This is a genomic window from Micromonospora sp. BRA006-A (assembly GCF_033433935.1).
GTDB lineage: Bacteria > Actinomycetota > Actinomycetes > Mycobacteriales > Micromonosporaceae > Micromonospora > Micromonospora aurantiaca.
In genome coordinates this window covers 6,300,674-6,314,230 of sequence record NZ_JANCLW010000001.1, presented here as the reverse complement: position 1 = coordinate 6,314,230, position 13,557 = coordinate 6,300,674, and the positions used below count along the sequence as shown (strand labels likewise).

Here is a 13,557-nt window from a genome sequence, read left to right as displayed (position 1 = left end):
CCTCAGCGGAGACGGTCCGCGGCGATAGAGTAAGGAGGCACGGACGCCCGTCCCGGACGTCCGCGCACCGGCCCCGCCGAGATCTGACCATCAAGGCGCACGGCACGTGAGGAGCACGAGGGCATGTTCGAGCGGTTCACCGACCGAGCGCGACGGGTTGTCGTCCTGGCCCAAGAAGAGGCCCGGATGCTCAACCACAACTACATCGGTACGGAACACATCCTGCTGGGCCTGATCCACGAGGGTGAGGGTGTCGCGGCAAAGGCCCTGGAGAGCCTCGGCATCTCCCTGGAGGGCGTGCGTCAGCAGGTCGAGGAGATCATCGGCCAGGGCCAGCAGGCGCCGAGCGGGCACATCCCGTTCACGCCGCGGGCCAAGAAGGTGCTGGAGCTGTCGCTGCGCGAGGCGCTGCAGCTCGGCCACAACTACATCGGCACCGAGCACATCCTGCTCGGCCTGATCCGCGAGGGCGAGGGCGTCGCCGCCCAGGTCCTGGTGAAGCTGGGCGCCGACCTGAACCGGGTGCGCCAGCAGGTCATCCAGCTGCTCTCCGGCTACCAGGGCAAGGAGCCGGCCGCCGCCGGTGCCGCGCCGGGTGAGGCCGCGCCGTCGACCAGCCTCGTGCTGGACCAGTTCGGCCGCAACCTGACCCAGGCCGCCCGCGAGGGCAAGCTCGACCCGGTCATCGGGCGCGAGAAGGAGATCGAGCGGGTCATGCAGGTGCTGTCCCGCCGCACCAAGAACAACCCGGTGCTGATCGGTGAGCCCGGCGTCGGCAAGACCGCCGTGGTGGAGGGCCTGTCCCAGAAGATCATCAAGGGCGAGGTGCCCGAGACGCTGAAGGACAAGCAGCTCTACACGCTCGACCTCGGTGCCCTGGTCGCCGGTTCCCGCTACCGCGGTGACTTCGAGGAGCGCCTGAAGAAGGTGCTCAAGGAGATCCGCACCCGCGGCGACATCATCCTGTTCATCGACGAGATTCACACGCTCGTCGGTGCGGGCGCGGCCGAGGGCGCGATCGACGCCGCCAGCATCCTCAAGCCGATGCTGGCCCGTGGTGAGCTGCAGACCATCGGCGCCACCACGCTCGACGAGTACCGCAAGCACCTGGAGAAGGACGCCGCTCTGGAGCGTCGGTTCCAGCCGATCCAGGTGGGTGAGCCGTCGCTGGCCCACACCATCGAGATCCTCAAGGGCCTGCGGGACCGCTACGAGGCGCACCACCGCGTCTCCATCACCGACGCCGCCCTGGTCGCCGCCGCGACGCTCGCCGACCGGTACATCTCCGACCGGTTCCTGCCGGACAAGGCGATCGACCTGATCGACGAGGCGGGCGCCCGGATGCGGATCCGCCGGATGACCGCGCCGCCGGACCTGCGCGACTTCGACGAGCGCATCGCCCAGGTGCGCCGCGACAAGGAGTCCGCGATCGACGCGCAGGACTTCGAGCGGGCCGCGCAGCTGCGTGACACCGAGAAGCAGCTGCTGGGCCAGAAGGCGCAGCGGGAGAAGGAGTGGAAGGCCGGTGACCTGGACGTCGTCAGCGAGGTCGACGACGAGCAGATCGCCGAGGTGCTCGGCAACTGGACCGGCATCCCGGTCTACAAGCTGACCGAGGAGGAGACCTCGCGCCTGCTGCGCATGGAGGACGAGCTGCACAAGCGCGTCATCGGCCAGGAGGACGCGGTCAAGGCGGTCTCGAAGGCGATCCGGCGTACCCGGGCCGGCCTGAAGGACCCGAAGCGCCCGTCCGGCTCGTTCATCTTCGCCGGCCCGTCCGGCGTCGGTAAGACCGAGCTGTCCAAGGCGCTCGCCGAGTTCCTGTTCGGCAGCGAGGACGCCCTCATCCAGCTCGACATGTCGGAGTTCCACGACCGGTACACCGTGTCCCGGCTCGTCGGTGCCCCTCCCGGCTACGTCGGCTACGACGAGGGCGGGCAGCTGACCGAGAAGGTGCGTCGCCGGCCGTTCTCTGTGGTCCTCTTCGACGAGATCGAGAAGGCCCACCCGGACGTGTTCAACACGCTCCTCCAGATCCTGGAGGACGGGCGCCTCACCGACGGCCAGGGCCGGATCGTGGACTTCAAGAACACGGTCATCATCCTGACCACCAACCTCGGTACGCGCGACGTCGCCAAGGCGGTCTCGCTGGGCTTCCAGGCCTCTGAGGACTCCGAGTCGAACTACGACCGGATGAAGCAGAAGGTCAACGACGAGCTCAAGCAGCACTTCCGGCCCGAGTTCCTGAACCGGATCGACGACACCATCGTCTTCCACCAGCTGCGCGAGACCGAGATCCTCTCGATCGTCGACATCATGATCCAGCGCATCGAGACCCAGCTGCGCAACAAGGACATGGGCCTGGAGCTGACCGACAACGCGAAGAAGTACCTCGCGAAGAAGGGCTTCGACCCGGTGCTGGGCGCGCGGCCGCTGCGCCGCACGATCCAGCGCGACATCGAGGACAACCTGTCCGAGCGGATCCTGTTCAACGAGCTGACCCCGGGTCAGATCGTGGTCGTGGACTGCGAGGGCGACCCGGAGAACATCGACAAGTCCAAGCTCGTCTTCCGGGGCGCGGACCGGCCGGACGCCGTGCCGGACGCGGTTCCGGCGGACCTCGGCGGCACCGCCGCCACGGGCGCTGACGACGCCGCGTAGGTCAGGACAGTTCGAGGGCGACGGCCCCGGTAGGCGAAAGCCACCGGGGTCGTCGCCTTTCCATGCCCGCCCACCACGCCCTCCTCGCCCCAGCCCCGCCGTGGTCGATCATGAGGTTGACCGCACTCGGCGCCCGATTTGTCGCCGCCAACTTCATGATCAACGGGGCGAGCCGAGGGCGGGCGGAGGCGAGGTCGGGGTGGGGTGGGTGGGGTGGGTGGGGGGCGTCAGGGGAGGGGGACGGCGGGGCCGTCGCCGGCCAGGCGGAAGGACTCCTCGCCCACCGGTTCCACCAGGCCGTCGGTCACCAGGCCGGCCAGCGCACGTGCCCGCTGCACGTCGTCGTGCCAGACCTGGTCCAGCCGCTGGTGCGGCACCGGGCCGGTGGACTCCCGTAGCACCGCGAGCAGCAGTCCGCGTACCTGACGGTCGGTGCCGGCGTAGCGCTGCGGCCGTCGGGTCGGCCCCACCGGGGCGGCCTGGCCGGAGGCCCGCCAGGCGCAGCTCGACTCGACCGGGCAGATCGCGCAGCGCGGCGCGCGGGCGGTGCAGACGACGGCACCGAGTTCCATGAACGCGGCGCTGGCGAGCGCGGCGGCGGCCGGCTCGACCGGCAGCAGTTCCTCGGTGGCGACCAGGTCGGCGGGACGGGTGGTGGGGCCGGCGTCGGGTTCACCGGCGATCGCCCGGCACACCACGCGCCGGACGTTGGTGTCGACCACCGGGTGCCGCTGCCCGTACGCGAACGCGGCGACCGCGCGGGCCGTGTACGTGCCGACACCGGGTAGCGCCAGCAGTTGGTCGAGCCGGTCGGGCACCACGCCGCCGTGGCGCTCCACGATCGCCACCGCGCACTCGCGCAGGCGTACCGCCCGGCGGGGGTAGCCGAGCCGCCCCCACATCCGGATCGCCTCGGCCGGGGTGTCCTCGGCGAGCGCGCGCGGCTCGGGCCAGCGGGCCAGCCACGCCTCCCAGGCGGGCACCACGCGGACCACAGGGGTCTGCTGGAGCATGACCTCGCTGACCAGGATCGCCCAGGCGCCGATGCCCGGCTTGCGCCAGGGCAGGTCGCGGGCGTTGCGCTCGTACCACCGGCTGACCTGGGTGGCGAATGTGGGATCGGACATCGCGTCGCCGATCATGTCACGGCTGTCTTTCCCGCAGGTTGGGCGGGCCGGGTGGCCGGGCGCGATCGATCATGGACGACGGGGCAGAATGTCCGAATGAACGAGCTCGCGATCACCGTCATCGGCCGGGACCGGCCGGGCATCGTGGCCGACGTCGCGGAGGTCCTCGCCCGGCTCGGCGCGAACCTCACCGACTCGACGATGACCCGGCTGCGGGGACACTTCGCGATGACCCTGATCTGCGTGGGCCCGGCCGCCGCCGACGTCGAGGCCGCGCTGGCCCCGCTCGCCGCCGACGGGCACCTGCTGGCGACCGTACGCGAGGTGACGCCCGACGGCGGCAGCGAGCCCACCGGGGAGCCGTACGTGCTCGCGGTGCACGGCGCCGACCGGATGGGCATCGTCGCGGCGATGACCCGGGTGCTCACCGACGCGGGCGGGAACGTGACCGACCTGAGCACCCGGCTGACCGGTTCGCTGTATGTGGTGGTCGCCGAGGTCGAGCTGCCGCCGGGCGTGTCGGACGAGGTGGCCGGACGGCTCACCCGGGTCGCCGCGGAGCTGGGCGTGGGGGTCAGCCTCCGCCCGGCGGACACGGATCTGCTGTGACCGGGCCGGAGTACGCGGGCCTGGGCGGCTGGACCCCGGAGAAGCTCGGCATCCCCGGCGCGGTACGACCGGTGGTCACCGCCCCGGAGCCGGTGCTGAGCCGACCCGGCCCGGAGGTCGACCCGACGTCTGCCGAGGTGGTGCGCCTCGCCGCCGACCTGGTGGCCACCATGCGCGTCTCGCCCGGTTGCGTGGGCCTGGCGGCGCCGCAGGTCGGGGTGAGCGCGCAGGTGTTCGCGGTGGACGTGACGGGGCATCCGAAGGCGGTCACCGTGCACGGCACGTTCGTGCTCTGCAACGCCCGCGTGGTGGAGGCGTCCCGGTGGAAGGCCGGCCGGGAGGGCTGCATGTCGGTGCCGGACCTGACCGGCGACGTGAAGCGGGCCAGCCGCCTGGTGGTGGAGGGCGCGCTTCCCGGCAGCGGCGAGCCGGTCCGGCTGGTGACCGACGGCTTCGAGGCGCGGGCGCTCCAGCACGAGATCGACCACTGCGCCGGGCTGCTCTTCCTCGACCGGGTGGCCGGCGCGCACGCGATCTACCAGCGCAAGGTCTACCTCTGACGGTGGCCGTCGGAATCCAGTGTGGACGAGCGTGGCCGTACGGCGGCGGGTCCTCGGCGCGTCGGATCGGCGAGCCGTGCGCCGCGCGGCTACGGTAGGCGCATCATGCGTCTGACGGTCGGCCCCCTGCCCCCTGCCGTGTACTGGCGGCGTCGTGCCGTCGTGCTCGGAGCGGGGCTGCTCTTCCTGATTGTCCTGTTGTATTCGTGCACCGGTACGGACCGCAACACCGGCGCGCCGGGCACTGACCCGTCGCCGACCGGTTCCGCCGGGGCGCAGCCCGACCCGTCCGGCTCGGTGCTGACCCCGCAGTCGGGCAGCCCGTCACCGACGGCGGGTGACGCCGGTGGCGGTGGCGCGAACAACGGCGGCGGCACCGGGCCGGGCGGTACCGGCGACGGCGGCGGGAACACCGGCGGGGGTGGGAACGACGGGGGCGGCACCGGCAACGGCGGCGCGACCGGTCAGCCGGTCTCCGACGACGGCACCTGCACCGACTCCGAGCTTCTGGTGACGCCGGTGGCGGTCCCCGCCACCGCCCAGCGGGGCACTGTGGTCACGCTGCGCCTCAAGGTCAAGAACGTGTCGAACCGTACGTGCAGCCGGGACGTCGGCGCCGACCTTCAGGAGCTGTACGTCAAGTCGGGCGCGGAGAAGGTCTGGTCGTCGGACACCTGCGGCACCGGCAAGGGCTCGGACGTGCAGTCGTTCACGCCGAACTTCGAGCGCTCCTACGAGCTGGGCTGGAACGGCCGGCTGGACAACAAGTGCGCGAACGGCCTGGCGAACGGTGAGTTCGCCGCGATCGGCGCGTACCAGGTGTTCGCCCGGGTCGGCACCAAGATCAGCGAGCCGGTGAAGCTGACCGTCACCGGCTGAGCGGCCGGTCAGACGTACCGTTCGAGGATGCTGGCCTCGGCGAGCCGGGACAGGCCCTCGCGGACGCCGCGGGCGCGGGCGTCGCCCACGCCCTCGACCGCCTGGAGGTCTTCCACCGTCGCGCCGAGCAGCCGCTGGAGGCTGCCGAAGTGCACCACCAGCCGGTCGACCACGGCGACAGGCAGCCGGGGCACCTTCGCCAGCAGGCGGAACCCGCGCGGGCTGACCGCCGCGTCGAGCGCGTCGGAGGCGGACGGGTAGCCGATCGCCTTCGCCACCGCCACGAGGTCGATGAGCTCGGTGGCGCTGAGCAGGTCGAGTTCGACGAGCGCCTCGTCGAGCGTGCGCGACTTGCGGCCGGTCGGCAGGTAGTCGCGGATGACCAGGGTGCGGTCGGCGTCCACGCCGGCCATCAGCTCGTCGAGCTGAAGGGCCAGCAGGCGGCCGTCGGTGCCCAGCTCCACCACGTAGCCGGCGATCTCGTCGGCGATCCGGCGGACCATCTCCAGCCGCTGCACCACCGCCACCGCGTCGCGGACGGTGACCAGATCCTCGATCTCCAGCGCGGAGAGCGTGCCGGAGACCTCGTCCAGCCGCAGCTTGTAGCGCTCAAGCGTGGCGAGCGCCTGGTTGGCGCGGGACAGGATGGCCGCCGAGTCGTCCAGCACGTGCCGCTGGCCGTTGACGTAGAGGCTGATGATCCGCATCGACTGGCTGACCGAGATGACCGGGTAACCGGTCTGCCGGGCCACCCGCTCGGCGGTGCGGTGCCGGGTGCCGGACTCCTCCGTCGGGATGGACGGGTCGGGCATCAGGTGCGCGCCGGCCTGCACGATCCGGGTGCCGTCGCTGGACAGCACCACCGCGCCGTCCATCTTGCACAGCTCCCGGACCCGGGTGGCGGAGAACTCCACGTCCATCGGGAAGCCGCCGGTGCAGATCTGCTCGACCACCTTGTCGTAGCCGAGCACGATCAGCGCGCCGGTGCGGCCGCGCAGGATCCGCTCCAGGCCGTCCCGCAGGGCGGTGCCCGGAGCCATCAGGGCGAGGTTGGCGCGCAGCGGATCGGCGCCGGCCCCGCCGCCCACGCTTCCGTTGACGCTCACGCTGATGGCACGAGCGGGGTTGCCGGTCACGGCGCCGGTACGGGCGTGCGGCGTCGCCGTTGCGGGCTTTGTGGCATCGCGGTCGATCGGCACGGGCACAGTCTACGGACTGCCATGCGGTGGGTGCTCTCGTGGTTACTGTGATGTGTCACGATGCGCGGCTCGGGCGGGTCGGTGCGGCCTGCGTGGCCTGCCCGGAAACGCCCGGCGGATCCCACCGTGTCACTCCGCCGACGCGCGCGCGGCCGCCTGGAGGGCGGCCCGCACGTCAGTGACCTCGATCACGCGCATGTTCTCCGGCCCGGCGCCGCTGCTCTCCGGCCCGCACCCGGGCGGCACGAGGGCCAGCCGGAAGCCGAGCCGGGCGGCCTCGGCCAGCCGCCGGGGCACCGCGCCGACCCGACGGACCTCACCGGTGAGGCCCACCTCGCCGATGGCCACCAGGTGCGGGTTGAGCGCCAGGTTGAGCCCACCGGAGGCGACAGCGAGCGCCACCGCCAGGTCGGCCGCCGGCTCCACCACCCGGATGCCGCCGACGGTGGCGGCGAAGACCTCCCGGTCGTGCAGCGTGAGCCGCTCGGTGCGGCGCTGGAGCACCGCGAGGACCATCGCGAGGCGGGCGCTGTCGAGGCCGGAGACGGTACGCCGCGGTGAACCGGCCACGGTGGCCCCGATCAGTGCCTGCACCTCGGTCACCAGCGCCCGGCGCCCCTCCATCGCCACCGTCACGCAGGTGCCCGGCACCGGTTCGGAGTAGCGGGTCAGGAACAGGCCGGACGGGTCGGCCAGGCTGCTGATGCCGCCCTCGTGCATCTCGAAGCAGCCCACCTCGTCGGCCGCGCCGAAGCGGTTCTTCACGCCGCGCACCATGCGCAGCGAGGAGTGCTTGTCGCCCTCGAAGTGCAGCACCACGTCGACCAGGTGCTCCAGCACTCGGGGACCGGCCACCTGGCCGTCCTTGGTGACGTGCCCGACCAGCACGGTGGCGATGCCGCGCTCCTTCGCGACGGCGACCAGGGCGGCGGTGACCGCGCGGACCTGGGTGACGCCGCCGGGCACGCCCTCGGTGCCGGTGGTCGAGATGGTCTGCACCGAGTCGAGCACCAGCAGACCCGGCTTGACCGCGTCGAGGTGGCCGAGCACCGCCGACAGGTCGCTCTCGGCGGCCAGGTAGAGCTGGTCGTGCAGGGCGCCCATCCGCTCGGCGCGCAACCGCACCTGACTGACCGACTCCTCGCCGCTGACCACCAGCGACGGGCTCCCGGCACCGGCCGCCCACTGCTGGGCCACGTCGAGCAGCAGCGTCGACTTGCCCACGCCGGGCTCACCGGCGAGCAGCACCACCGCGCCGGGGACCAGGCCGCCGCCGAGCACCCGGTCGAGCTCGCTGACACCTGTGGGACGGGCCCGGGCGGGCGCGGCGCTGATCGTGGCGATCGGCCGGGCCGGCTCGGCGGGCATCCGTGAGCTGACCACCCGGCCGGAGACCAGCGGGCCGGTGACGGTGCACTCGACCACCGAACCCCACTCGCCGCACTCGGGGCACCGGCCCACCCACTTCGGGGGCTGGTGGCCGCAGGCGTCGCACTCGTAGGCCGGGCGGGGTTCGCGGGTGGCGGCGCGACCGCGGCCGGCGCCGGCACGGGAGGGGGTCGATCGGGGCGAGGTCACCACCGGACGCTAACCGGCCCGTACGACGAAAGCCCACCCGAAACGGCGACACCGCCGGCGTGGCGCTGGCCACGGCGGCGGTGCCGACGACAGAGGGAACGCGGTCAGTGGCCGCCCTCGACGCCGCTGTCCTCACCGACGTGCCGCGGCTCCACGATCTTCGACGGCGTGGCCTCCGGGGTCAGCGGGATGCCGATCGGCGCCGGGGTCGTGACGACCTTGCCGTCGCCGAAGTCGAAGGTCAGGTTGACCTGCTGGCCGACGAGCAGCTTCTCGTTCAGGCCGATGAGCTGGAGGAACCGCGGGTTGCCGGCGTTGAGCTGGGCGTAGCTGAGCGCCGGGATCTCGATCCGGGCCGGCTGGCCGGCGGGCGCGGACTCGCTCTCGCTCGGCGACGGGCTGGCCGACGGCGACTCGGACGTCTCCAGCGACTGGCTCGGCGACGCGCTCGGGTCGCTCGCGGTCGGCGAGGTGGTGACCGGCTCGGTGGGTGAGCCGGTCGGGGTGGCCGCGCCGCTCTCGCCCGCGCCGGAACCGGTGAGCACGATCTCCCGCGCGCTGTCGGTCGTGACCGTCACGGTCACCGGCTTCTCGCTGTCGTTGTAGATCACCACGTTGACCGGCGCGTTCGACCCCGCCTCGTAGCCCTTCGGGCCCGGGAACTGCACGTACAGCCCGCGCACCTTGAAGAGGTTGTCGGAGGTCTGGACGTTGACGCCCTGGACCGACGGGATCTTGTTGGCGGTCTCGGAAATCTGCCCGGCGCCGCACCCGGACAGCAGCAGGCTCGCCGCCGCCGCCGTGCCGGCCAGCAGCAGGGCCGGCCCCCGGGAACCCCTGATCGAGCGCGTCACGTCGGTCCTCCTCGTCACGATCCCCGCCCGGTCGACCACCGGGCACGGGGTGGCCATACCCGCGCAGACCGCGCTCCAGGGTAGTTGGAGCTGATCGAGGCCCGCACGCGGACCCGGCAATACCACCTCGGGAGGGACCGCTCAGACCACCCGGCCGCTCGTCACCAGCAGCACCACATCGATCAGCGCCACCACCAGCACCGCCCGGAAGGCGGTCGCCGAGCGTCCGGCGGTCGCGTGTCCCGCGTACCAGCCGACAGCCGGCACGGCCACGGCCGCGGCGACCGCCGACAGGCCGGTCCACGACGGCGGCCCGGGCGGGCCGAGGACCAGCGCGACGGTGGCCGCGAGCAGCAGCCCGGCGGCGGCCAGCCGGCTGCCCACCGGCCCGAGCCGGTGCGGCAGGCCGCGCACCCCGGTCCGGGCGTCGTCGGCCAGGTCCGGCAGCACGTTCGCGAAGTGCGCGCCGGCACCGAGCAGCGCGGCGGCGGCCACCAGCCAGGCCGGGGGCAGCGGCGAGCCGGGCAACGCCAGCACCACGAACGCGGGCAGCGCGCCGAACGAGACCGCGTAGGGCAGCACCGACACCGGCGTCGACTTCAGCGGCCGGTTGTAGAGCAGCGCGGAGACCAGGCCCAGCGTGGCGCAGGCCGCCGCGGCCGGGCCGCCGGCCAGCGCGAGCACCGGCACGGCGACGGCGGCCACCGCGGTGGCCCGGGCCAGCGCCGGCCGGGCGACCTCGCCGGTGGTCACCGGTTTGTCGGTACGCCCCACCGCCGCGTCCCGGTCGGCGTCGATGAGGTCGTTGCTCCACCCGACGGCGAGCTGGCTGGCCAGCACCGTCAACGCCACCGCGGCGACGCCCGCCGCGGAGTGCCCGACACCGGCGGCGAGCAGCGCGGCGACCACTGTGACCGCCGCCGCGGGCTCCGGATGGCTCGCCCTGACCAGCCCTAACACCCGTGTCGACATAAGGGAAGTCTGGTCGTTACCGGGCAGTCGTGCCACGCTCGACGCATGCCCGACGCGTCGCCGGTGTCCACTCCGTACCGGGTGCTGCCGCCGAACGACCCCCGGCAGTACGACGACCTGGCCGGCGAGTGGTGGCGGCCGGACGGCGCGTTCGCGATGCTGCACTGGCTGGCCCGGGCCCGGGCGGCGCTCGTGCCGGCGGCGTCCACGCCGGACGACCTGCTCGTCGACCTGGGCTGCGGCGCCGGGCTGCTGGCGCCGCACCTGGCCGGCAAGGGCTACCGCCACGTCGGGGTCGACCTGACCCGCTCCGCGCTCGACCAGGCTGCCACGCACGGCGTGACGGTGGTCCAGGCCGACGCGACGGCGGTGCCGCTGACGGACGGTTGCGCGGCGGTGGTCTCCGCCGGGGAACTGCTGGAACACGTGCCGGACTGGCGGCGGGCCGTCGCCGAGGCGTGCCGGCTGCTGCGCCCGGGTGGCCTGCTGGTGCTGGACACGCTCAACGACACGCTGCTGGCCCGGCTGGTCGCGGTGGAGCTGGGCGAACGGCTGCCCACGGTGCCGCGCGGCATCCACGACCCGCGGTTGTTCGTCGACGCCCGCGCGCTGGTCGCCGAGTGCGCCCTGCACGGCGTGTCGCTGACGGTGCGCGGGGTCCGCCCAGAGCTGGGCGGCACGCTGGCCTGGCTGCTGCGCCGCATGCGCGGCGGCGCCGACCGTCCGGGCAGGACCGAACCGCGCATCGTGCCGACCCGGTCGACCGCCGTGCTGTACCAGGGCTGGGGGCGCCGGGGCGGGTAGCCGGGGCCACCCGGGGTAAAGGACGCCGAGAAGGGGGCGACATGACTGTGCACGCGCTGGAGGCGGCCCGCCGGTTGGCGCCGCGACTGGCCGCCCGCGCGGCCGAGCACGACCGCGACGGCTCGTTCCCCGTGGACGACTTCGCGGACCTGCGGGCGGCAGGGTTGTTCGGCCTGATGGTGCCCCCCGAGCTGGGCGGTACGGGCGCGAGCTTCGCCGAGTACGCCGCCGTCGCCACCGAACTGGCCCGGGGCAACGGCGCCACCGCGCTGGTGTTCAACATGCACGCCTCGGTCACCGGCGCGCTGGGCGCGGTCACCGAGGAACTGGCCGAGGCGCTCGGCGTACCGGAGGAGGCGCTGGCGGCGCGGGACCGGCTGCTGCGCGCGGCGGCGGACGGCGCCTGGTACGCGGTGGCGATGAGCGAACGCGGCGCCGGCGCCCGGTTGTCGCAGCTCAGCACCGTCTACGAGCCGGTCGACGGCGGCTGGCACATCAAGGGCAGCAAGACGTTCTGCTCCGGTGCCGGCCACCCGGACGGCTATCTGGTGGCCGCCCGCAGCGCCGCCGACCAGTCCGTCGTGTCGCAGTTCCTGGTCCCGGCCGGGGACGGGATCACCGTCGAGCCCACCTGGGACTCGCTCGGCATGCGGGCCACCTCCTCGCACGACGTGCACCTGGACGTGACGGTCCCGGCCGACCGGCTGCTCGGCGGCGTCGAAGGGCTGGCCCTGGTCGTCGCCCAGCTCATGCCGCACTGGCTGGTGGCGAGCTACGCGGCGGTCTACGTCGGCGTGGCCCGGGCCGCCGTCGACGCCGCGGCCGAGCACCTCAACGCCCGCAACCTCGCCGGGCTGCCCGCGGTGCGGGCCCGCCTGGGCCGGGCCGACGCGGCCACCGCCGCCGCCGCACTGGCGGTCGCCGAGGCGGCCCGCCGGGTCGACGAGGCGCCCGGCGACGCCGAGACGAACCGCTGGGTGTGGCGGGCCAAGCTGCTGGCCGGCACCACAGCCGCCGAGGTGGCCGCCTCGATGCTGGAGGCGGCGGGTACGTCGGCGACCCGGCGCGGGCATCCGCTGGAGCGCCTCTACCGGGACGCCCGCTGCGGCTCGCTGCATCCGGCCACGTCCGACGTGTGCGCCGACTGGCTCGGCATCGCCGCGCTGGGCGGCGACCCGGACCGGGACAGCGCGCTCCCTCGTTGGTGAGCGCGAGGAGTCAGTGAAGGGCGAGGGGTGGGGGACGTGGGCATACCGGTGATCGCGGGTCTGGGTACGGCGCAACCGCCGGCCGCGATGCAGGACGAACTGTGGACGGGTTTCTTCGCGAAGCACTTCCAGGGGAACACCAGGGCGCTGGCCGAGCGGATCTTCGCGAACTCGGGCGTCACCCGGCGGCAGGCGGCGGTCAACCCGCTGCTGGAGGACGTCTCGGAGTGGCCGACCGAGCGCCGGATGCGCCGCTACCAGGTCGAGGCGCTGCCGCTTGGTAAGGAGGCGGTCAGCCGGGCACTCACCGCCGCCGGTCTGGACGCCTCCGACATCGGGCTGTTCATCGTCTGCTCCTGCACCGGGTACGCCACCCCGGGGCTGGACATCCTGCTCGCCCGGGATCTGGGCATGTCCCCGAGCACCCAGCGCATGTTCGTCGGGCACATGGGCTGCTACGCGGCCCTGCCCGGGCTGGGCGCGGCGAGCGACTTCGTCACCGCCCGCGGGCGGCCCGCGCTGCTGCTCTGCGCGGAGCTGACCAGCCTGCACATCCAGCCGCCGGGTGCCCGGGTGGACACCCAGCAGATCGTCTCCCACGCGCTGTTCTCGGACGCCGCGGTCGCCGCCGTGGTCGTCCCCGGCGGCCGGGGGTACGCGCTGCGCGAGGTCACCTCGGTCACCGACACCTCCACCGCCGACCACATGACCTGGGACGTCACCGACACCGGTTTCCGGATGGGGCTGTCGCCGAAGGTGCCGCAGGTGCTGTCCCGGCACGTGCGGACGCTGATCGACGAGCTGCTGGCGCGGCACGGGTGCGAGCGCTCCGACGTGGACGGCTGGGCGGTGCACCCGGGCGGGCCGCGGATCCTCAACGTGGTGGAGCGTGAGCTGGCCCTGCCGCCGGACGGCCTCGCCGCCTCCCGGGGCACGCTCGCCGAGCACGGCAACTGCTCGTCCCCGACCGTACTGCTGATCCTGGACCGGCTGTGGCGTACGGAGCCGTCGCCGCCGCGCTGGGTGGTGATGCTCGCGTTCGGACCGGGCCTGACGCTCTACGCGGTGCTGCTGGAACGGGTGGGCTGACGGCTCGCCCCGCCCGG

Annotated in this window: 12 protein-coding genes; 7 read left to right on the top strand and 5 right to left on the bottom strand. The window is 73.4% G+C overall.

The genetic code is table 11. The annotated features are described in order from the left end of the window. The first annotated feature begins 123 nt into the window (after nt 1-123). The gene (locus NMK34_RS28945; RefSeq protein ID WP_064446770.1) at nt 124-2,661 is read left to right on the top strand and encodes an ATP-dependent Clp protease ATP-binding subunit; all 2,538 of its coding nucleotides are present in this window, start codon (nt 124-126) and stop codon (nt 2,659-2,661) included. 227 nt (nt 2,662-2,888) lie between these two features. On the opposite strand, the gene NMK34_RS28940 is transcribed toward NMK34_RS28945, so the two are convergent. Beyond that, nucleotides 2,889-3,788, bottom strand: a complete 900-nt coding sequence (locus NMK34_RS28940; protein ID WP_318335980.1) for an A/G-specific adenine glycosylase — start codon at nt 3,786-3,788, stop codon at nt 2,889-2,891. A 96-nt stretch (nt 3,789-3,884) separates the two neighbouring features. On the opposite strand from NMK34_RS28940, the gene NMK34_RS28935 reads away from it, so the two are divergent. From NMK34_RS28935 to NMK34_RS28925, 3 genes are all read left to right on the top strand, one after another. Then, nucleotides 3,885-4,397: a glycine cleavage system protein R gene (locus tag NMK34_RS28935; RefSeq protein WP_135242327.1), complete on the top strand. Its 513-nt coding sequence runs from the start codon at nt 3,885-3,887 to the stop codon at nt 4,395-4,397. Then, nucleotides 4,394-4,957, top strand: coding sequence for a peptide deformylase (locus NMK34_RS28930; protein ID WP_318335979.1), 564 nt, complete (start codon nt 4,394-4,396; stop codon nt 4,955-4,957). Before NMK34_RS28935 ends, NMK34_RS28930 begins: the two co-directional genes overlap by 4 nt. Before the next feature lie 105 nt (nt 4,958-5,062). Next, on the top strand, nt 5,063-5,836 hold the full coding sequence (locus tag NMK34_RS28925) for a hypothetical protein (RefSeq protein WP_318335978.1): 774 nt from the start codon (nt 5,063-5,065) through the stop codon (nt 5,834-5,836). A gap of 8 nt (nt 5,837-5,844) precedes the next feature. Here NMK34_RS28925 and disA read toward each other — a convergent pair whose 3' ends face one another. The 4 genes from disA to NMK34_RS28905 form a co-directional block, all read right to left on the bottom strand. Next, a complete protein-coding gene (disA, locus tag NMK34_RS28920; RefSeq protein ID WP_318335977.1) occupies nt 5,845-7,035 on the bottom strand; it encodes a DNA integrity scanning diadenylate cyclase DisA in 1,191 nt (396 codons plus the stop codon). 129 nt (nt 7,036-7,164) lie between these two features. Continuing rightward, on the bottom strand, nt 7,165-8,616 hold the full coding sequence (gene radA, locus NMK34_RS28915; protein ID WP_370584979.1) for a DNA repair protein RadA: 1,452 nt from the start codon (nt 8,614-8,616) through the stop codon (nt 7,165-7,167). 101 nt (nt 8,617-8,717) lie between these two features. Next, a complete protein-coding gene (locus NMK34_RS28910) occupies nt 8,718-9,467 on the bottom strand; it encodes a hypothetical protein (RefSeq protein ID WP_318335976.1) in 750 nt (249 codons plus the stop codon). A 141-nt stretch (nt 9,468-9,608) separates the two neighbouring features. Next, nucleotides 9,609-10,439 (bottom strand): UbiA family prenyltransferase, encoded by an 831-nt coding sequence (locus NMK34_RS28905; RefSeq protein WP_318335975.1) that lies wholly within the window; start codon nt 10,437-10,439, stop codon nt 9,609-9,611. A 45-nt stretch (nt 10,440-10,484) separates the two neighbouring features. Here NMK34_RS28905 and NMK34_RS28900 point away from each other — a divergent pair, with 45 nt between their 5' ends. From NMK34_RS28900 to NMK34_RS28890, 3 genes are all read left to right on the top strand, one after another. After that, the gene (locus NMK34_RS28900; protein ID WP_318335974.1) at nt 10,485-11,243 is read left to right on the top strand and encodes a methyltransferase domain-containing protein; all 759 of its coding nucleotides are present in this window, start codon (nt 10,485-10,487) and stop codon (nt 11,241-11,243) included. Nucleotides 11,244-11,284: 41 nt separating this feature from the next. Continuing rightward, on the top strand, nt 11,285-12,451 hold the full coding sequence (locus NMK34_RS28895; RefSeq protein WP_318335973.1) for an acyl-CoA dehydrogenase family protein: 1,167 nt from the start codon (nt 11,285-11,287) through the stop codon (nt 12,449-12,451). Between the two features lie 87 nt (nt 12,452-12,538). After that, complete coding sequence (locus NMK34_RS28890; protein WP_412098969.1) at nt 12,539-13,540, top strand: type III polyketide synthase; 1,002 nt, start codon at nt 12,539-12,541, stop codon at nt 13,538-13,540. Nucleotides 13,541-13,557: the final 17 nt, after the last annotated feature.

What these genes read in the sequence shown, in the direction of transcription:
- NMK34_RS28890 (WP_412098969.1), top strand. Translation starts at nt 12,539, where the DNA reads ATGCAGGACGAACTGTGGACGGGTTTCTTCGCGAAGCACTTCCAGGGG.
- NMK34_RS28900 (WP_318335974.1), top strand. Translation starts at nt 10,485, where the DNA reads ATGCCCGACGCGTCGCCGGTGTCCACTCCGTACCGGGTGCTGCCGCCG.
- NMK34_RS28905 (WP_318335975.1), bottom strand. Translation starts at nt 10,439, where the DNA reads ATGTCGACACGGGTGTTAGGGCTGGTCAGGGCGAGCCATCCGGAGCCC.
- NMK34_RS28935 (WP_135242327.1), top strand. Translation starts at nt 3,885, where the DNA reads ATGAACGAGCTCGCGATCACCGTCATCGGCCGGGACCGGCCGGGCATC.
- NMK34_RS28945 (WP_064446770.1), top strand. Translation starts at nt 124, where the DNA reads ATGTTCGAGCGGTTCACCGACCGAGCGCGACGGGTTGTCGTCCTGGCC.
- NMK34_RS28940 (WP_318335980.1), bottom strand. Translation starts at nt 3,788, where the DNA reads ATGTCCGATCCCACATTCGCCACCCAGGTCAGCCGGTGGTACGAGCGC.
- NMK34_RS28925 (WP_318335978.1), top strand. Translation starts at nt 5,063, where the DNA reads ATGCGTCTGACGGTCGGCCCCCTGCCCCCTGCCGTGTACTGGCGGCGT.
- NMK34_RS28895 (WP_318335973.1), top strand. Translation starts at nt 11,285, where the DNA reads ATGACTGTGCACGCGCTGGAGGCGGCCCGCCGGTTGGCGCCGCGACTG.